The organism is Neptuniibacter sp. QD37_6, from assembly GCF_047778085.1.
In the GTDB taxonomy this organism is placed as follows: Bacteria; Pseudomonadota; Gammaproteobacteria; order Pseudomonadales; family Balneatricaceae; genus Neptuniibacter.
In genome coordinates, this window is sequence record NZ_CP180550.1 from 1,349,998 (window position 1) to 1,368,262 (window position 18,265).

Below are 18,265 nucleotides of genomic sequence, written 5' to 3' on the forward strand. Positions count from 1 at the left end.
AAATTAGCGATAATTTATCCTTTTTTGTTTTAGGGCTATAGAGGATTCAAAGCCGTTATGTCGTTTGATCTGCTTGATCACTACTCATTAGATAAACAGCCCAACTTTCCGCCAAGAACCTTGCCGGTGGGTTTTATGCTGCGTTTAGCTAAAGCGCTACATACCTATGGAATGACCGCTTATGAGCTAGAAAATACGATGAAACGTGTGGGTGAGACTCTTGGTTTTGGGGTGCAGTGTTTAGCACAGCCTACTAACCTCATAATGAGCTTCTCACACCCAGAAGAGCCTGAACCTAAAACCTATGTTTTCCGTGTTGATCAAGGCGAGGTAAACCTTGAGAGGCAGATACAAGTAAACACGGTGGTTCGGAATGTCATGTCTGAATCTATCACGGTGTCAGAGGGGGCTCACCAACTTAAAGCTATCGCTAACTCAGGTGCGAGGTTTGGTGTTAAAGGCCAGATGGCCGGGTTTGCTCTTTTATCAGCGGGTATTGCTCACCTTTTAGGTGGTGCCGTAGCTGAGATGCTGGTGGCTTTTTTTATCGGCATGCTTACTGCCTTGATCGCGGTTAAATTTCTAAGAACCGATTCGCTGAAATACCTATTTCCGACTTTATCGGCAATTTTATCGGCATTAGTGGCCAATTTTGTCGCCAGTTTGGGGTGGTTGTCATCGCCTTATATAGCCACGGTTGCAGGGGTAATTGTGTTAGTCCCTGGTTTGCCGTTGACCACTGCAGTAGCCGAACTTGCTCGGCAAAATATGGTTTCGGGAACAGCACGATTGGTTTATGCCGGTACTATCTTCTTACAGATAGGCTTTGGCGTAGCCATTGGAAACGCTATTGGAACAGGCTTATTTCCAGCACAACCAGTGACCTTTGAATGGTATCTGCCTGACTGGAGTCTATGGCTATCAATCGCCTATGCAGGCATCGGGCTATGCTTTCTTTTCCAGAGCCGTCCAGTTGATATGCATTGGGTAGTCCTAGGTGGCTGCATCGCTTTTGCAGCAACATGGTATGGAGCTCAGCTTTTCGGTCAGGTATTAGGTGCTTTTATTGGTGCATTTATTACTGGCTTAGTGGCTAATTTATTTGAGCGTATTTCAGGGATTACCCGAGCTGTCATGTTGATGCCGGGTATTATCTTACTGGTACCTGGAAGTGTTGGTTTTCAGAGCCTCTCACTTATGGTTGAGAAGAATGTGCTTGAAGGGATCGATACGGCTTTTAGCATGAGTTTTGTTGCTATTGCACTTGTAACGGGGTTGCTGTTTTCCTCATTAATTCTTCCCCCTAAAGAGCTGTGATGGGGAAGGGTTAACCTCCGAGATTAATAGCTGCTAAACTGCTGTTTATGAAAATATGGAAAGCTATTGCTTCAACCGCGGTCCTAACGATAATTGGTGTTTTTGTTTCGCTAACACCAATAAATCTTATTGCGGGTGAAATTCGGAAAATAGTACACCCAGATGGACGGGTCGAATATACCAACCTCAGCGATAAGCAGAGGAAGGTTAACTACACCAATAAAAATTCTTCTTCACTCAAAAAAGTTTATAAGTATCGTAATGACGACGGGGTATTGTCATTCTCAGATCAAATACCGTTGAATATAGGATTTGAAGTTCTGAGGTTTGATTGTTTTGCATGCAGTGTCGCTTCAACTGTAAATTGGCATACCACACCATTAAATGTAAAAGCGCATAGTGATCAAGTAAAAGCGATGGCAAAAAAGTACGCTGTGGATGAAGCCTTAGTCCGCGCCGTCATACATGCTGAATCGGCTTTTCGGGTTAATGCCGTCTCTAGAGCAGGTGCGCAAGGTCTGATGCAGTTAATGCCTGCAACAGCGAAAGATCTTGGTGTTAAAAATAGCATGGATGCTAATCAAAATATCGAGGGTGGGACTAAGTACTTAGCCCAGCTCTTACAAAATTTCTCTGGTGACCTAACCCTTAGTACTGCTGCATATAATGCAGGCCCAGGTGCTGTGACGCGCTATAATGGCGTGCCTCCTTATGCTGAAACCCAAGCCTATGTTGAGCGCGTCGCTATCCTAAAAGAGCGCTACGCTAAAGCGTTGTAGTTTTCTCGCTCTGTTCTAATAAGATTGTACTCAATTCAGTCGCTACAGCTGAGCCGAACATAGGGTGTGGCCTAGGTGCAATCGCGAGGACGATATCGACAGAGGGTAGAGGGGGTAAACGTTTCTCATCAATAATTACTAAATCTTTACTGATGCTTGAAGTCGCCATAGCACTGATACCTAGACCTTCTCTTAATAAGCCTTTTAGTGCTGTTGAGCTAGAAGAAGCACAAACTAAACGATAATTGAGCCCTTGCTTTTCCAAGCCATCAACCGCTGTGGTACGAAATTTACAATCTGGTTCGAATAGCACCAAAGGCAGTGGTGATTGCTCTAGCAGTTCTGGATAACCTCCATGTACCCAAACACCGACATCGTGTTTAAGTACAAAGCCTTCATCGCCATCTGGAGCGCGAGTGAGAATGGCGATATCTAATTCACCCGAATCCAGCATTGAACGTAGTTTGCCACTGCAATTGCATTCGATATTTAAGTTTAAATTTGGAAGTTTCTTATTGATGAGCTGGCATAGTTCTGGGAGCACAGATTCCGCATAATCATCAGGGCATCCTATTCTTAATGGCCTCTGAGCTTGAGTATGTGAAAAGTGTCCAATGGCTTCGTCATGCAGTGCGATAAGTCTTCTAGCATAACTGACCAGTTCTTGGCCTTGGTTGGTTAAAGAAAGGTTACGCCCTTCTTTGGTAAATAGGCTATGGCCTGTTTCCTCTTCTAATTTTTTCATCTGCATGCTGATTGCGCTTTGCGTACGAAAGGTCTGTTTCGCCGCGCGAGTGAAACTTCCAGTATCCACAAAAGCGATAAAGCTACGAAGTGCATCTATATCCATACAGGGAATATCCATCAATATTTCGAATAGGAGCTATCAAAACTATTCGTTAGTCAGATAGAAAGCAAGTTGCCACAATCTTGGGCCTAGATACGGAGGATGTTATGCAGTTAATCATTGGCAATAAAAACTACTCGTCTTGGTCATTAAGAGCTTGGTTGATGCTCAAAGCTTTTCAGGTCGAATTTGATGAACTCAAAATAAACCTATTTACTGAAGAGTTTTATGAAACGTTAAAACAGCATACGCCCGTAGCTAAAGTGCCTGTATTGCTCGATGGTGAATTGAATGTTTGGGACTCTCTCGCTATTTGCGAGTATGTTAATGAGCGTTATCTAGATGGTGCTGCATGGCCGAGTGATATGTCTGAACGGGCCAAAGCACGAGCTATCGTCAGTGAAATGCACTCTGGCTTTAATGCGTTACGTAACGAGATGCCGATGAACTGCCGAGCTAAGCGAAAGTTAGAACTGAGTGAAGCAGCAATTCAAGATGTAAAAAGAATGGATGCTATTTGGGCAGAATTGAGAACTACACATAAACAAACAGGGCCTTGGTTATTTGGTAGTTTTACTATTGTTGATGTGTTTTTCGCTCCAGCTGTTTTGAGGTTTTTGACTTATGGTATTGAGCTATCACCTCAATCATTTGATTATGTTCAGACAGTCTTTCAACATCCAGCTCTTCAGGCTTGGGTAAATGATGCCCTGCAGGAAACCGAAGTGGTTGACGAAGATGAAGCAGGGGAGCCACTAGAGTAAGTTTTTAAAAAAAGCCGCTTAGCTGTAATACAGGTAAGCGGCTTTGCTTTCGCTGGAAAGTTGGTTTGTATTAGTGATCCAATATCTGGCTTAAGAATAGCTGTAAACGATCTGTTTGCGGATTGTGGAAAATCTCCTCTGGAGTGTTTTGTTCCACAATTTCCCCAGCATCCATAAAGATCACTCGGTCAGCGACTTTCTTTGCGAAGCCCATCTCGTGGGTTACGCAAAGCATGGTCATGCCTTCTTCGGCTAGCTCGATCATTACGTCCAATACTTCTTTGATCATTTCAGGATCAAGTGCAGATGTTGGCTCATCGAAAAGCATAATTTCAGGGTTCATACACAGGGATCGAGCGATAGCTACACGCTGTTGCTGACCACCTGATAACTGGCCTGGAAATTTGTTCGCTTGGTCAGGAATTTTAACCCTTTCCAAATACTTCATTGCGATTGCTTCGGCTTCCTTCTTAGGTTTCTTCTGAACCCAGATAGGGCCTAACGTTAGGTTTTCTAGAATAGTCAGATGAGGAAATAGGTTGAAGTGCTGAAATACCATACCCACCTCACGACGGATAGCTTCGATATTCTTCACGTCTTCTATCATCTCTACGCCGTTAACGGTAAGAGAGCCGCGTTGAAACTCTTCCAGTCGGTTGATACAGCGAGTCATGGTTGATTTACCTGAGCCTGAAGGGCCACAGATAACGATACGCTCGCCTTTTTTAACGCGTAGATTGATATCTTTTAATACGTGGAACTCGCCATACCATTTGTTGAGGTCCTTGATAACGATGATATCGTCGTTGTTTTCGATATTTTGTTCGTGTTCTATGCTCACAAGGAAAACCTCTTAGTTCTTATGGCTTGTGTCGAGTTTACGTTCAATTGATGCGCTGATCATGGACATGCTGAAACAGCAGATCCAGAAGACTACGGCTACAAAAAGGTAACCTTCAGTAGAATGACCGCCTAACCAACTTGAATTTGCCAGTGCTGTTTGAGTCGTACTCAACATTTCAAAGATACCGATGATCAATAAGAACGTCGTATTTTTGAAGAGCATGATAAATGTTGCCAGAATGTTTGGCATAGAGATCTTGATGACCTGAGGTAGGATGATCAGCAAGGTTTTTTGCCAAAAACCTAGACCCAGTGAATCCGCCGCCTCGTACTGCCCGTTAGGTACAGCCTGAAAACCGCCTCGGAATACCTCAGCCATATAACCAGACATAAAGAGCGTTAGTACAATCCATACTCGCACGAGTTTGTCGACGTTTGTTCCCTCAGGGAAAAACAGTGGCAACATTACTGAACCCATAAAGAACAGGGCCAGAACGGGTACGCCACGGAAGAACTCAATCAGTACAATGCTCACACTTTTTATAAAGGGCATATCAGAACGACGCCCCAAAGCCCATAAAAAGCTTAATGGGAAGGCAACGATAATACTCGCAGCCGCCAGTAAAACGTTCAGTGAGAAACCGCCCCAGTAATCAGTGGAAACATATTCCAAACCAATCCAGCTACCATCCAAAATCAAAATAGATAGGAAAGGTAGTGCTAAGAAAAGAGGAATAGCGACCTTGTTGCGCAGTTCCTTACTCAGCATATTAGATGCGGTTATTATTCCGACTAGTGCTATTAAACAGACATTGATACGCCAAATTTCTTCTGCAGGGTAGCTACCATAGAAGAACTGTTTGGACCAAGCTTTAACAAACACCCAACAAGCACCATCTTTAGTGCAAGCGTCTTGAGTAGCGCCCGCCCAATTGGCAGAGATAAATAGCCAATCGACCAGAGGTGGAATAACTGTCACCAAGCCAGCAAGGATAAGTAGTGTCGCAATTGAATTGGATATTGAGTCAAAGAAATTATCTCTGATCCAATGAATTAGACCTACGGTATCACGCGGTGCTGGTTGATCGGGTAGTGGTTTAAATTCTTTCATTTCAATCACTCCCGATTAACGTTCAGCTAGAGAAACGCTTGCATTGAAGCGGTTCATCACAAAAGAAATGGACATGTTTACGACAAAATAGACAGCCATTGTCATAAATACGATCTCGATCGCTTGACCTGTTTGGTTAAGCGTCGTGCCAACAAACACGGTGAATAGGTCGGGGTAACCTATCGCAGTTGCCAGAGTCGAGTTTTTTACCAAACTCTGATACTCACTGTTAAGGAGCGGCACAATAACGCGCATCGCTTGAGGAACAACGATCAATTTCATGATCTTGCTCTCTTTCAATCCGATACTACGCGCTGCTTCAGTTTGACCGTGGGGTACGGCTTGAACACCTGCCCTTACTGCTTCCGCAATAAATGCTCCTGTATATACGGTTAGCGCTAAAGCCAGAGCCATAAGTTCGGGGATAACGGTTACACCGCCGCGGAAGTTGAAACCTTTAAGCTCGGGGAAATCCCAAGTGAAAGGCACACCTGCTGCAAACAGTGCTACAAGCGGCAAAATAAACAGAATTGCTAGGCTGGCTTTTAAAACCGGGAATTGCTGACCCGTATCATCCTGACGCTTCTTAGCCCAGCGTTTGAGCACAAAGATAGAGGCAATGGCAGCAGCAATCGCAGCATAAACAATGCTTGCACCACTTTCTGCATTAAGTCCTGGGAAGTAGAGTCCACGAACGTTTAAGAAGATTACTTCCCCAAGGCTCAAACTTTGCCGAGCACTCGGTAGCGCTGCCAACACTGCGAAATACCAGAAGAAAATCTGAAGTAGTAGTGGAATATTTCGGAAGGTCTCAACATAAGCAACGGCAATTTTGCGGATGAGCAAGTTATGGGAGAAGTGCGCAACGCCCATAATAAAGCCTACGATTGTCGAGAGAATGATCCCGATTGTCGAAACAAGAATGGTATTTAATAAACCGACAATAAATGTACGACCATATGTATGCGTAGCATCATAGGGCACCAATGACATCAGAATATCGAAACCAGCGGTCGTAAATAGGAAGTCATAACCGCTTTTGATACCGCGGGCTTCCAAGTTAGCCAGCGTGTTAGAAATAATACCGTAAAAGAAATATCCCAAGCCTGCTAGTAACAACAGCTGGTAAATAATCGAACGGTTTCTAGGGTTGTTGAAGAAGGAGGGTGAAGACTTCACCTGTGGCTTTTCAGACATAATTAAGCACTTATCTTCAGAAGGTTATTAGTAAACATAGCAGAGGGGCAAAAAATTGCCCCTCTTTTGATCCTTCCTTAGCGTACTGGTGAAGAGTACATGATACCGCCTTGGTTCCACTGGGCGTTTAGACCACGGGAAATTTTAAGCGGAGAACCCTGGCCTACGTTGCGCTCAAAGCTTTCAGCGTAGTTACCAACTTGCTTCACAATGTTATATGCCCAATCAGCCGGGATACCTAGTTTCTGACCTGCATCGCCTTCAGAACCCATCAAACGTTTCTGAGAAGGGTTGCCTTCAGTTTTTGCTTTATCAGCAGAAGCACTGTCTATTTTTAGGAATTCAGCTTCTACCATCGCCATTAGAGACCAACGAACTACGTTAAACCATGCGTCGTCACCTTGACGAACAACAGGGCCTAGAGGCTCTTTAGAGATAACTTCTGGCAGTACCATCGCTGCGGAAGGGTCTTTTAGGCCTATACGTAGAGCATATAGTTGAGATTGGTCTGATGTTAGGACGTCACAACGACCGCTTTCGAAACCAGAGCGTGTTTGGTCAGAGGTATCGAAAGTGATTGCCTTGTAACTGATACCGTTAGCACGGAAGTAATCAGCAAGGTTAAGCTCTGTTGTTGTACCTGCTTGGATACATACAGCAGCACCATCTAGTTCTAGCGCACTTTTTACGCCTAGGTCTTTAGAAACCATGAAACCTTGACCGTCGTAGTAGTTAACGCCAGCAAAGTTAAGACCTAGAGAAGTATCACGCGTATGCGTCCAAGTAGTGTTACGAGAAAGAATATCGATTTCACCAGACTGAAGTGCAGTGAAACGCTCTTTAGCTGTAAGAGGCTTGTATTGAACTTTGCTTGCGTCACCTAGAACAGCAGCAGCAACAGAACGACATACGTCTACATCAAGACCGCTCCAAGTACCGTTCTCATCTTTCTGAGAAAAACCTGCAAGGCCAGTACTTACCCCGCAAGATACGCTGCCTCTTTTTTGAACATCTTCTAGGGTGCCTGCCTGAGCACCAAACGCTAAACCAAGTGCCATACCTGTAGCAACAACCGAGGTAAGTAATTTCATTATGTTTCTCCATCCTTTCTGAGGCTATATACGCCGCAAAACTGTCTTGTTTTTGTTATCTGTAGTAGTAAGCGTAGGTAAAAATTCCAGTTCCTAACAAACTTAGAAGAATACATCGAAAATGGTAGTAAAATTAGACTTTGGTTGTAGTTTGGCGCTAGGCCTTTGGTTGTAGGGGCTGGAGCGTGATTCGGTAGATTCTAATGTTGTAAAAAAAAGTTCATAAAATGGATAAAGGAGCAAATAATAAATTTATTTCTAATTGCTTGATCAAAAATGTTATTAGGGTTGAATGAAAATGTTAGTCCGATAGATGGGTTGAATTCCACGAAATAGCGGTGTTGAATGATGTAGAATTTTTGTGCTCTAGATGGTGTGGAAATGCTTTGTTTTTTACCTTTTTCGGGGTATAAATGCGGCCAAAATTTAAGGCCTGCGAAGTTAGGTTTATACTCTAAATTAATGTAGTGCGTTTAGCAGTGCTACCCCTTTTTTCGTTAGTTAGCGAGTAAAGCAAGTGACAACGTCATTAAAAGAAAATTTATACAAAGAAACACTCCATAAAGGCTACGGTCAGGAATTTGATGTAGAGGAAGTGTTGTTCGAGCAACAAACGGATTCTTGGCATCTGATTATTTTCCGTAATCCCGTTTATGGCACTGTGATGGCGTTGGACGGGATTATTCAAACTACGGAAAGAGATGAGTTTGTGTACCATGAAATGTTAACGCACGTGCCTATCTTGGCTCATGGGAATGCAAAAAGAGTTTTGATTATCGGCGGAGGTGATGGGGGTATTCTGCGTGAAGTTTGCCGTCACCAATCGGTTGAGCATGTTACTCAAGTAGAGATCGATCAAGCAGTAATCGATATGTGTAAAACATATCTGCCAAATCACTCAGCAGGTGCTTTTGAAGATCCGCGTGCCAATATTGTTATTGCTGATGGTGTTGAGTACGTTAATCAAACAGCTGAAAAATTCGACGTTATCATTTCTGACTGTACAGACCCTGTAGGCCCCGGTGAGGTTCTGTTCTCAAGCCGTTTTTACGAAGGGTGTAAGAATTTACTGACAGAGGGTGGAGTTTTTGTGGCACAAAATGGCGTGCCTTTCCTGCAACAAGATGAAGTGATTACGACGCGTCGTCGCCTTAGCCCATACTTTAAAGATCAATCATTCTACACAGCCGCTGTACCTACTTATATCGGTGGTGTGATGACCTTGGCGTGGGGTTCTGATAATGAATCATTACGAAATATTGATCTTGCAGAGTTACAGAAACGCTATGACAACAGCGGCATAGAAACACGTTACTATAACCCGCAGATGCACTTAGGTTGCTTTGGCCTACCTCAGTATTTATTAAATGCATTAAAAGATGCATGATGGCTAAAAGCACATCTAGTTAACTTGTTTTTTCGATAGCCGGTTGCCGTTAGGTGAACCGGCTTTTTATTTCTTACTAACCCTAGAAAGGAACAGATCAGCTTATGTCGCAGTTCGATCAGTATATTCGCCTTTCTGGGTTCTATTTCTTCTATTTCGCTTTACTAGGCGCTTTGGTTCCATATTGGAGCCTTTACCTTAAATCATTTCAATTTGATGCACAGACCATTGGTTCGCTGATGGCTTTGCTGCAATTATCCCGAATAGTAGCGCCTAATTTATGGGGCTGGATGGCTGACAGAAGCGGCAAGCGTGTCGAGATAGTCCGATTTGGCGCGTTAATGACCTGCATTATGTTTATCGGTATTTTCTGGCAAACAACCGCCTTAGGCATAGGGCTGGTAATGTTAGGTTTTAGTTTTTTCTGGAATGCGGTGCTTCCTCAATTTGAGGTAATTACCTTAAGCCAGCTTGGTAAAGAAAAAGCGCGATATAGTCGCATCAGACTATGGGGTTCCATTGGGTTTATAGTAACAGTCGCAGGCCTTGGCGCTTTGCTGGATTATATTGATATCCGTTGGTTACCTTGGATTTTGTTCGGGTTAATGATCTTGATCTGGGTGAATACTCTCTTTATCCCTATCTCGACCTCGCAATCGGATACTCTTCATTTATCTACAGATCAGCGTAGCTTCATGCAATTGTTGTTACGCCCGCAGGTCATTGTCTTCTTTATTATCTGCTTTCTCGTTCAATTCGGACACGGGGCCTACTACACCTTTTATAGCGTATTGATGGTTGATGTTGGATTTAGTCGATCAGAGGTCGGGTTACTTTGGGCGGTAGGGGTTATCGCGGAAGTGATCATCTTTATCTATATGCACTGGATGATCCAGCGATGGGGTATACGAAATATCATGTTAGTCAGCTTGTTATTGTGTGTGGTGCGCTGGTGGGTGATCGGTTTAATCCCTGAAAACCTATGGATAATGCTATTTGCCCAAACCCTACATGCCGCAACTTTTGGAACTCTACATGCAGTTGGAATAGCTCTAGTGCATCAGTATTTCACCGAGAAAACCCATGGACAGGGCCAAGCCTTATTTTCCAGCGTAGGTTTCGGAGTGGGTGGTGCTCTGGGGGCTTATGTAAGTGGCTTGTTATGGGATGACTTTGGGCCTTTAACTACTTTCTCTGTATCAGCTCTAGCAAGTCTGTTTGCGGTCATTCTGGCGTTTATTTGGATATTCCCGCAACGATCTGAAGCTTGAATTTGGTCGTTGTGGTTACGGGGGAAACTAGGCTCAGGATGTAATTGAGCCTAGATATTCATTCATATTCATTATGAGAGTAATCTGCTGTTAGGGTTTAGCTTGTTGCTTTCTACAAGAAAGCATCAGTGCCCAAAACTCAGAAAAGTCATTAACTACTACATCGGGTTTGTAAGGGTAGCGTTCATTCCCTGGGAATATCTTATTTAGCCAAGGCTGATCCCACTGAGCTCCGTTAAAGAATACACTGGTGATTCCTGCAGACTTTGCTGCGATCACATCGGTGGTACTATCGCCGACATACCAGATGTCCATACCGAGATCACAATTAAGATTGTCAGCAGCTTTTAGAATTTGATCGGTATGTGGTTTTCGTTGAACGGTATCATCGCCGCAGATCTCTGTATCAAATAGATGTGCCCAGCCATCATCGACGGTATTGAGTTCGTGAATAAAGAATTCGCGATCACGATTAGTAATCACGCCAACGGTTAATCCTAATTTTCTTAAGCCCTCAAGCATATTGCGAACTTTTGGCTCAAAGGGGAGGGCAGTTCCGTAGTATTTACGGTAGTGTTCCGTAAAACCTTTATGGGCCAGTTTCTTAGCTACTTCATTATCTGCAAAAAGAATCTCAAAGATATCTGTTCTGGATATCTTACGATCGAGCTTTATTTTGGGGTGTAAGCTTAAATTTTCGCGGACATAATCAACTAATCGTTGGTCATCGGGAGATTTGCATTTTGCAGAATCAACTAACTGTTCCAAAAGCCCCATATTACGGAGATCTTTAAGCATATCGTCTACCGCGTGATACATTGCATCAAGGGTATCAACGAGAGTTGCATGCCAATCGAATAAAACGACTTTGGGGTAGGTAAGGTTTACAACCGCAGGGTGCCAATCAGGTTCTTGTCTTTGTGGTTGAGGTTTTCGAGGTGGAAGGCGAGGAGGTCGCTGCTGAATTAAGTCGGGAGAAGTTACACCATTTCTACTTTCAAGGACTAGATCTAGCAGTTCATCAAAGTCATCAATGATTACATCTGGATCATATTGATGATGAGCACTTTCGGCGAAGACTTGTTCAAACCAGTGAGGGCTCCACAGCGCGCCATTATAAAAGACTCGTGTCACGCCAGCTTTGGTTGCAGTCATCATATCAGTTACACTATCGCCTACATACCAAAGGTGCTGATCAGCCAGCTCATCGACCGATTTACTTGCCTGAATCATCGAGCTAGGGGCCGGCTTGTAGTGCAACATTTCATCACCACAAAGTGTGACATCAAATAACTCTTTCCAACGACCATTTTCTACAGCTGCTAATTCGGGTTCTAGAAATTCACGGCTACGGTTGGTAACAACACCGATCTTAATACCTAACTTTTTCAGATAAGTGAGGTACTCATACATACCTGCTTGGAAAGGCTTTACACTGCCGTAGTGGTTTCTATAGCAGTTATTGTAAGCTTTGTGAGCAATAGCATTAGCCTGGTCGTTATCGCCAAACAAAACCTCAAATACATCGGTTCTGGATATACGTTGTTCTGCTAAAACTCGTGGATGCAGATGTCGATAGATACGGATATAGCGAATGAGCTTTTCGTCATCTTCGGTTTTAGCTTTTTCTTCAGGGAGAATGTGTCGGGTGAGATTTAGCTCGTCTAATTGAGCAAGCATATCTTCGATGGCTTGATACATTGCGCCGTGGGTATCGACAAGAGTGCCATGCCAGTCAAACAGCATGAGCTTAGGGTAGGGGAGTACAACGGTATCCATATCTGATCTCCTCAGCCAAAATTGAGAGTGGCATAGAAATCAGTATAGACAGGATATTGATTAATAAAGAAAAAGCCCTTAACAGTTTTATGCTGTTAAGGGCTTTATTATCTAGTGATAGAAACGTTTATACCGCTGACAGTAACTTCTCTAGCTTGATCTGATCGGCTGCGAAGCTGCGGATACCTTGAGCCAGCTTTTCTGTAGCCATGACATCTTCGTTCATCATCCAGCGGAATTCAGCTTCACTCAAAGAAAGTTTACCTTGCTCAGAAGCTGCGGATTTAGGTGAAAGTTTAGTTGGCAGCTCATCAGTGCTGTCTTCTAATTCTTGCATTAGGGCTGGAGCGATTGTTAAGCGATCACAACCTGCTAGCTCTTGGATCTCGCCAATGTTACGGAAGCTCGCACCCATCACGATGGTGTTATAACCATTCGCTTTGTAATAGTTGTAGATGCCCGTTACTGATTGAACGCCTGGGTCGTTCGCGCCGGTAAAGTCGCCTTCTTCGTTCGCTTTAAACCAATCAAGAATACGGCCAACGAAAGGAGAGATCAGGTAAACGCCAGCATCTGCGCATGCTGCCGCTTGGGCAAAGCTAAATAGCAGAGTTAGGTTACAGTTAATACCTTCTTGCTCGAGCTGACGTGCTGCTTGAATACCTTCCCAAGTAGAAGCAATTTTTATCAGGATTCGATCTTTAGAGATACCGGCTTCTTCATAAAGGCCGATCAGCTTACGTGCACGTTCCAATGTTGCTTGCGTATCAAACGATAAACGGGCATCGACTTCTGTTGAGATGCGACCTGGGATGATATTTAGAATTTCACGACCGATCTCTACCGCAAGGCGATCAGTCATGTTGTCCAATACTTCTTGTTCACTACCGGCTTTTTCAGTCGCCCAGCGCTTAGCTGTTTCTAATAGAGCGCTGTATTGTGGAAGCTCAGCGGCTTTTAGCAGTAGTGATGGGTTAGTGGTCGCATCAACAGGTTTAAAGCGAGCAATAGCTTCGATATCACCGGTATCAGCAACAACAGTAGTAATTTCTTTTAGCTTTTCTAACTGACTTGTCATCTTTCTAGTAGTCCATTCTAATCTGGTACACGTTCCAGTGCTTCAAAGAGTACATCAATTGAAGCGCCAGGTTTATGCGCATTTTCGCTAATAAAGCGGCGGAACTGTTTACCACCGCGTTGCGCGTGAAATAGCCCAAGCATATGCCGCGTGATGTGGTGTAGCGAAACACCTTCTGCTAACTGTTCTTGAATATACGGCACCATTGCTAGTGCAGCCCCTTTACGGCTGATTTTCTCATCAGGACAGGCGTATAACTCGTTATCTACATCAGCCAAAAGATAAGGGTTTTGGTAGGCTTCGCGGCCTAGCATTACACCATCAATATGTTGCAAATGTGTGTGACACTCTTCGAGAGTCTTGATGCCGCCATTAATGTGAACTTCTAAATCAGGGAATTCCTGCTTTATTTGGTAAACCCAGTCATATTTCAATGGCGGAATATCGCGGTTTTCTTTGGGGCTTAGGCCCTGAAGAATCGCTTTGCGCGCATGGATAATAAAAACATTACAACCACTGCTGCGTACAGTCTCAACAAAGCTGACTAGCTCTTCATAGCTGTCCATATCGTCGATACCAAGACGGTGTTTTACCGTAACAGGTATCTTTACTGCAGCTTGCATCGTTTCTAAACATTCAGCGACTAACTGCGGATGAGCCATTAGGCAGGCACCGATCATATTGTTTTGAACGCGATCGCTAGGGCAGCCGACGTTAAGATTCACCTCATTGTAACCATAATCCTCAGCCATCTTGGTACATTGAGCTAAATCGGCTGGGTTGCTGCCACCTAACTGCAACGCAACAGGTTGTTCCTGTGTGTTATAACGCAGAAAACGATCTGCTTCGGCATGGATCAAAGCACCGGTAGTTACCATCTCGGTATATAAAACCGCTTGGCGACTCAAAATACGGTGAAAATAGCGGCAGTGACGGTCCGTCCAGTCCATCATTGGTGCAACGGTAAAGCGACGGTTTAGGTTATCTGTTGTAGAGGTCATTAAATGTGTAGATACAATCAAAATCGAAGAACAGAGGCGATTATATACTGTCTACCGATTTTGCGCTGCACATAGGTGGATTTTGTCTAACTATTTGTACGGAACCCAATGTAGAAGTGATAGCCTTTGCTTCTAGTGCTAGGCGATAAATTTAGGGAAATGACTTTACCATGAGCGATAAACCACAGGGTGGGGCTGCCAAGAATACGGGTCTAAAGCGTTTTTATTATGCTTCAATTTATTCATGGCAGGGCCTGAAAGCTGCTTATGTTCAAGAGCCTGCTTTTCGCTATGAGGTATGGGGGAGTGCGGTGCTTATTCCTCTATCTTTTTTTGTGGCGCAAAGCCCTATGCAATTGGCTGCTTTAATCTGCACTTGCTTATTGGTGTTAGCTTTTGAGCTGGTTAACAGCGCCATTGAAGCGGTAGTCGATCGCGCGGGCACTGAGTTCCATGAGTTAGCAGGGCTTGCCAAAGATTTAGGCTCAGCCGTCGTGATGGTCGCACTGATTATGGGTGGCTTGATCTGGGGTGCTGTACTTTGGGAAAACTATTTATAGTTTCTCTCCCATTATCTATCGCCTAATTGATTTCTTAGTGGCCCGAAAAGGGCCGCTAAGTATATAATTGCCGCTATTCATTTTTATCAGATTTCCAAGGACACCAATGACGACCGTTCGTACCCGTGTTGCACCTTCTCCAACAGGTGACCCTCATGTAGGCACAGCCTATATCGCATTGTTCAATCTAGCCTTTGCTCGTCAGCATGGCGGTCAGTTTATCTTGCGTATAGAAGATACAGACCAAACGCGTAGTACGGATGAATCTGAACAGAAGATTCTGGACTCGCTACGTTGGTTAGGTTTGGAATGGGATGAAGGTCCAGACGTAGGTGGCCCTTACGGTCCTTACCGTCAAAGCGAACGTAAAGCTGACTATGCAAAATACGCGATGCAGTTGGTCGAAGAAGGCAAAGCGTTCCTTTGCTACCGCACATCTGAAGAGTTGGATGAGTTACGTACTGCTCGTCGCGCCGCTGGTGGTCACACTGCACTTAAGCAAAGCGATCTTGCCCTTCCTGAAGAGGAAGTAGAAAAGCGTAAAGCAGCGGGCGCGCCTTATGTTGTGCGTATGGCTGTACCTGAAGGTGAAGGTGCCTGTGAAGTTGACGATATGCTTCGCGGTACTATTGAGCTGGAGTGGGGCATGGTTGATGCTCAGATTCTGCTTAAATCCGATGGTATGCCGACTTATCACTTGGCAAACGTCGTAGATGATCACCTAATGGAGATCACGCACGTTATCCGTGGTGAAGAGTGGATTAACTCAGCACCTAAGCATAAGTTACTATATGAATACTTTGGTTGGGATATGCCGAAGCTATGTCATATGCCGCTTCTTCGTAACCCGGACAAATCTAAGCTATCTAAGCGTAAGAACCCTACGAGTATTCTGTACTATCAGCGTATGGGCTTCTTGCCAGAAGCATTGTTGAACTACCTTGCTCGCATGGGTTGGTCTATGCCGGATGAGAGCGAGAAATTCACACGTCAACAGATGTTCGATAACTTCGATATTCAGCGTGTATCTCTTGGTGGTCCAATCTTCGATCAGGAAAAACTAAGCTGGTTGAATGGCCTATGGTTGCGTGAAGACTTAGATCCTGCGCAATTTGCAGCTAAGTATCAGGAGTGGGCGTTAAACCCTGAATACCTGATGCAGATCGTTCCATTGATTCAACAGCGTGTTGAAAAACTGTCTGATGTAGCTCCACTTGCGAGCTTCTTCCTATCCGGCATGCTGGATATCACAGAAGAAGATTTTGCGCATAAATCATTGGAACTTGATGATATCCGCAAAATGCTGCAGTACTCAGTATGGTTGCTAGATACTGAAACCCAGTGGAATAAAGATCGTCTATTCGGTCAGCTTAAACAGCTTGCTGAAGCGATGGATTACAAAATCCGTGACTTCCTATTCCCATTGTTTATTGCGGTAGCCGGTACTAACCAGACTGTTTCTGTGATGGATTCTATGGCGATCCTAGGTCCAGATATGACACGTGCGCGTTTACGCCATGCGGTCAATGTTCTTGGCGGTCCTTCTAAGAAAGAAGCGAAACGTTGGGAAAAAGAATACCGAGCACTAAGTGCGCAGATTGAAGGGTAATAGGCTTACTCTGTAAGCGAAGAAGTCGGCGAAACCAGTTAGGTTCAGCCGACTTCAGTTATCGTCACGCTTTTTACTGATTTTTCCTGCACTTAGCTGACTTCGATAACTTTCAATCTTTCTTGACACTGTTTTTACGGCTAATTACTATAGCCAACACTTCATATATGGGGCCTTAGCTCAGCTGGGAGAGCGGTTCGCTGGCAGCGAACAGGTCAGCGGTTCGATCCCGCTAGGCTCCACCAATTCTAAGTACTGATGAGTACTTAAAGTCTTCTAAACCAGCGTAATTGCTGGTTTTTTTGTATATGCTCTTCATCGATGCGTACTCATGCGCACACATAGATACCCCCGAATTGGGGGTGTATTTGGGGGTATATTTCCAAAATCTGAGTTTTATACCCCTAGGTACCCCCAATGTCTTATCTTGGACCTTGAGGTAGTAATGAAACTCACTGATACAAAAATCAGACAGGCCAAACCTAGGGATAAGGATTACAAGCTCAGCGATGGACGAGGTCTGTTTCTTTTAATTAAGAAAAACGGCAGTAAATACTGGCGATTGAAGTACCGCTTTGCCGGTAAAGAGAAACTTCTTTCAATAGGCGTATACCCCGAAATCACCCTGAAAAAAGCGCGTAAGGCGACTGACGAAGCCAGAGAGCTACTTGAACAGGGGATTGACCCATCACAACACAAACAGGCTGTGCAAGCGCAACGAGTTGAAGCGCATCAGAACAATTTTGAGATGGTTGCCAGAGAGTGGCATCAGCAGCAGAAGATCAAATGGTCTGAAGGTTATGCTGATAAGGTGCTCAGGGCTATTGAGCGTGACCTGTTTCCGTTCATTGGCAGTCTTTCATTCGATGATATCCAACCTCCTTTACTCTTAAGGGCGTTCCGCAAGGTCGAAGGCCGTGGGGCTCTGGATACCGCTCACAGAGTTAAGCAGTTAACGGGACAGATCTACCGATATGCGGTAGCAACCGGTCGTGCTGATCGAGATATCACGCAGGATCTTACAGGTGCTCTTGCTCCCTTCAAACGTCAGCACTTTCCCGCAATTACAGAACCGGAAGAGGTGGCCAAGCTCCTTCGTATGATCGACAGTTATGAGGGGACTATCACTGTCAGGGCTGCATTGCAGCTCGCACCGCTGGTCTTCGTTCGACCATCTGAATTGCGCAAGGCTGAATGGTCTGAGATCGACTTTGATTCTGCTGAGTGGCGTATTCCGGGCGAGAAAATGAAAATGGGGGTAGATCACATTATTCCCCTTAGCACGCAAGCTATCGAGATCCTTAAAGAGCAGCAGTTGTTCTCGGGAAATTGGCAATATGTGTTTCCTTCCGCCAGAAGTCCGCGCCGCCCAATGAGCGATAACGCTATCCTTTCAGCGTTCCGAAATATGGGTATCCCAAAAGAAAAAATGACCGCGCATGGCTTCCGGGCAATGGCGCGAACCATTCTGGATGAAGTGCTTGGGGAGAGGGTAGAGCTAATTGAGCACCAGCTAGCGCATGCGGTTAAGGATACGTTGGGTCGGGCATACAACCGGACCACTCACTTACCGCAGAGGCGAGAAATGATGCAGCGTTGGGCTGATTATCTTTACGAGCTGAAAGACTAAT

16 protein-coding genes and 1 tRNA gene are annotated in these 18,265 nt (G+C 44.5%); 9 read left to right on the top strand and 8 right to left on the bottom strand.

Going from position 1 to position 18,265, the window contains the following annotated elements; translation table 11 throughout:
- Nucleotides 1–57: 57 nt before the first annotated feature.
- Complete coding sequence (locus ACMXYO_RS06245) at nt 58–1,317, top strand: threonine/serine ThrE exporter family protein (RefSeq protein WP_415887672.1); 1,260 nt, start codon at nt 58–60, stop codon at nt 1,315–1,317.
- A gap of 47 nt (nt 1,318–1,364) precedes the next feature.
- Nucleotides 1,365–2,096, top strand: coding sequence for a lytic transglycosylase domain-containing protein (locus tag ACMXYO_RS06250; RefSeq protein ID WP_415887673.1), 732 nt, complete (start codon nt 1,365–1,367; stop codon nt 2,094–2,096).
- Here ACMXYO_RS06250 and ACMXYO_RS06255 read toward each other — a convergent pair.
- Nucleotides 2,083–2,946 (bottom strand): LysR substrate-binding domain-containing protein, encoded by an 864-nt coding sequence (locus tag ACMXYO_RS06255; protein ID WP_415887674.1) that lies wholly within the window; start codon nt 2,944–2,946, stop codon nt 2,083–2,085. The two genes, ACMXYO_RS06250 and ACMXYO_RS06255, sit on opposite strands and share 14 nt — an antisense overlap.
- A 104-nt stretch (nt 2,947–3,050) precedes the next feature.
- On the opposite strand from ACMXYO_RS06255, the gene ACMXYO_RS06260 reads away from it, so the two are divergent.
- Nucleotides 3,051–3,707 (top strand): glutathione S-transferase family protein, encoded by a 657-nt coding sequence (locus ACMXYO_RS06260; protein WP_415887675.1) that lies wholly within the window; start codon nt 3,051–3,053, stop codon nt 3,705–3,707.
- A gap of 70 nt (nt 3,708–3,777) precedes the next feature.
- Here the strand turns inward: ACMXYO_RS06260 and ACMXYO_RS06265 are convergent, their stop codons facing one another.
- The 4 genes from ACMXYO_RS06265 to ACMXYO_RS06280 all read right to left on the bottom strand — a co-directional run bounded on the left by ACMXYO_RS06265 (nt 3,778) and on the right by ACMXYO_RS06280 (nt 7,949).
- A complete protein-coding gene (locus ACMXYO_RS06265) occupies nt 3,778–4,548 on the bottom strand; it encodes an amino acid ABC transporter ATP-binding protein (protein ID WP_415887676.1) in 771 nt (256 codons plus the stop codon).
- 12 nt (nt 4,549–4,560) lie between these two features.
- Nucleotides 4,561–5,661: an amino acid ABC transporter permease gene (locus ACMXYO_RS06270; RefSeq protein WP_415887677.1), complete on the bottom strand. Its 1,101-nt coding sequence runs from the start codon at nt 5,659–5,661 to the stop codon at nt 4,561–4,563.
- Nucleotides 5,662–5,676: 15 nt separating this feature from the next.
- Nucleotides 5,677–6,858, bottom strand: a complete 1,182-nt coding sequence (locus ACMXYO_RS06275) for an amino acid ABC transporter permease (protein WP_415887678.1) — start codon at nt 6,856–6,858, stop codon at nt 5,677–5,679.
- A 77-nt stretch (nt 6,859–6,935) separates the two neighbouring features.
- Nucleotides 6,936–7,949: an amino acid ABC transporter substrate-binding protein gene (locus tag ACMXYO_RS06280; RefSeq protein WP_415884114.1), complete on the bottom strand. Its 1,014-nt coding sequence runs from the start codon at nt 7,947–7,949 to the stop codon at nt 6,936–6,938.
- Nucleotides 7,950–8,466: 517 nt separating this feature from the next.
- Here ACMXYO_RS06280 and speE point away from each other — a divergent pair.
- The gene (gene speE / locus ACMXYO_RS06285; RefSeq protein WP_415887679.1) at nt 8,467–9,336 is read left to right on the top strand and encodes a polyamine aminopropyltransferase; all 870 of its coding nucleotides are present in this window, start codon (nt 8,467–8,469) and stop codon (nt 9,334–9,336) included.
- A gap of 104 nt (nt 9,337–9,440) precedes the next feature.
- Complete coding sequence (locus tag ACMXYO_RS06290; RefSeq protein WP_415887680.1) at nt 9,441–10,607, top strand: MFS transporter; 1,167 nt, start codon at nt 9,441–9,443, stop codon at nt 10,605–10,607.
- A gap of 90 nt (nt 10,608–10,697) precedes the next feature.
- Here the strand turns inward: ACMXYO_RS06290 and ACMXYO_RS06295 are convergent, their stop codons facing one another.
- From ACMXYO_RS06295 to dusA, 3 genes are all read right to left on the bottom strand, one after another.
- On the bottom strand, nt 10,698–12,386 hold the full coding sequence (locus tag ACMXYO_RS06295; RefSeq protein ID WP_415887681.1) for an HAD family hydrolase: 1,689 nt from the start codon (nt 12,384–12,386) through the stop codon (nt 10,698–10,700).
- A 127-nt stretch (nt 12,387–12,513) separates the two neighbouring features.
- Nucleotides 12,514–13,464 carry a transaldolase gene (tal, locus tag ACMXYO_RS06300; protein ID WP_415887682.1) on the bottom strand — a complete coding sequence of 317 codons (951 nt, stop codon included), beginning with the start codon at nt 13,462–13,464 and terminating at the stop codon, nt 12,514–12,516.
- Nucleotides 13,465–13,481: 17 nt separating this feature from the next.
- Nucleotides 13,482–14,465, bottom strand: a complete 984-nt coding sequence (gene dusA, locus ACMXYO_RS06305; RefSeq protein WP_415887683.1) for a tRNA dihydrouridine(20/20a) synthase DusA — start codon at nt 14,463–14,465, stop codon at nt 13,482–13,484.
- Nucleotides 14,466–14,635: 170 nt separating this feature from the next.
- Between dusA and ACMXYO_RS06310 the strand changes: the two genes are divergently transcribed.
- The 4 genes from ACMXYO_RS06310 (at nt 14,636) to ACMXYO_RS06325 (ending at nt 18,264) form a co-directional block, all read left to right on the top strand.
- Nucleotides 14,636–15,025 (top strand): diacylglycerol kinase, encoded by a 390-nt coding sequence (locus ACMXYO_RS06310; RefSeq protein ID WP_415887684.1) that lies wholly within the window; start codon nt 14,636–14,638, stop codon nt 15,023–15,025.
- 106 nt (nt 15,026–15,131) lie between these two features.
- Nucleotides 15,132–16,634: a glutamate--tRNA ligase gene (gltX, locus tag ACMXYO_RS06315; RefSeq protein WP_415887685.1), complete on the top strand. Its 1,503-nt coding sequence runs from the start codon at nt 15,132–15,134 to the stop codon at nt 16,632–16,634.
- Nucleotides 16,635–16,803: 169 nt separating this feature from the next.
- Nucleotides 16,804–16,879, top strand: a tRNA-Ala gene (locus tag ACMXYO_RS06320).
- A gap of 200 nt (nt 16,880–17,079) precedes the next feature.
- Complete coding sequence (locus ACMXYO_RS06325; protein ID WP_415887686.1) at nt 17,080–18,264, top strand: tyrosine-type recombinase/integrase; 1,185 nt, start codon at nt 17,080–17,082, stop codon at nt 18,262–18,264.
- Nucleotide 18,265 lies beyond the last annotated feature (1 nt).

What these genes read in the sequence shown, in the direction of transcription:
- ACMXYO_RS06250 (WP_415887673.1), top strand. Translation starts at nt 1,365, where the DNA reads ATGAAAATATGGAAAGCTATTGCTTCAACCGCGGTCCTAACGATAATT.
- ACMXYO_RS06275 (WP_415887678.1), bottom strand. Translation starts at nt 6,858, where the DNA reads ATGTCTGAAAAGCCACAGGTGAAGTCTTCACCCTCCTTCTTCAACAAC.
- ACMXYO_RS06310 (WP_415887684.1), top strand. Translation starts at nt 14,636, where the DNA reads ATGAGCGATAAACCACAGGGTGGGGCTGCCAAGAATACGGGTCTAAAG.
- gltX (WP_415887685.1), top strand. Translation starts at nt 15,132, where the DNA reads ATGACGACCGTTCGTACCCGTGTTGCACCTTCTCCAACAGGTGACCCT.
- ACMXYO_RS06260 (WP_415887675.1), top strand. Translation starts at nt 3,051, where the DNA reads ATGCAGTTAATCATTGGCAATAAAAACTACTCGTCTTGGTCATTAAGA.
- dusA (WP_415887683.1), bottom strand. Translation starts at nt 14,465, where the DNA reads ATGACCTCTACAACAGATAACCTAAACCGTCGCTTTACCGTTGCACCA.
- ACMXYO_RS06295 (WP_415887681.1), bottom strand. Translation starts at nt 12,386, where the DNA reads ATGGATACCGTTGTACTCCCCTACCCTAAGCTCATGCTGTTTGACTGG.
- ACMXYO_RS06255 (WP_415887674.1), bottom strand. Translation starts at nt 2,946, where the DNA reads ATGGATATAGATGCACTTCGTAGCTTTATCGCTTTTGTGGATACTGGA.
- ACMXYO_RS06270 (WP_415887677.1), bottom strand. Translation starts at nt 5,661, where the DNA reads ATGAAAGAATTTAAACCACTACCCGATCAACCAGCACCGCGTGATACC.
- ACMXYO_RS06290 (WP_415887680.1), top strand. Translation starts at nt 9,441, where the DNA reads ATGTCGCAGTTCGATCAGTATATTCGCCTTTCTGGGTTCTATTTCTTC.
- ACMXYO_RS06280 (WP_415884114.1), bottom strand. Translation starts at nt 7,949, where the DNA reads ATGAAATTACTTACCTCGGTTGTTGCTACAGGTATGGCACTTGGTTTA.
- tal (WP_415887682.1), bottom strand. Translation starts at nt 13,464, where the DNA reads ATGACAAGTCAGTTAGAAAAGCTAAAAGAAATTACTACTGTTGTTGCT.
- ACMXYO_RS06245 (WP_415887672.1), top strand. Translation starts at nt 58, where the DNA reads ATGTCGTTTGATCTGCTTGATCACTACTCATTAGATAAACAGCCCAAC.
- ACMXYO_RS06325 (WP_415887686.1), top strand. Translation starts at nt 17,080, where the DNA reads ATGAAACTCACTGATACAAAAATCAGACAGGCCAAACCTAGGGATAAG.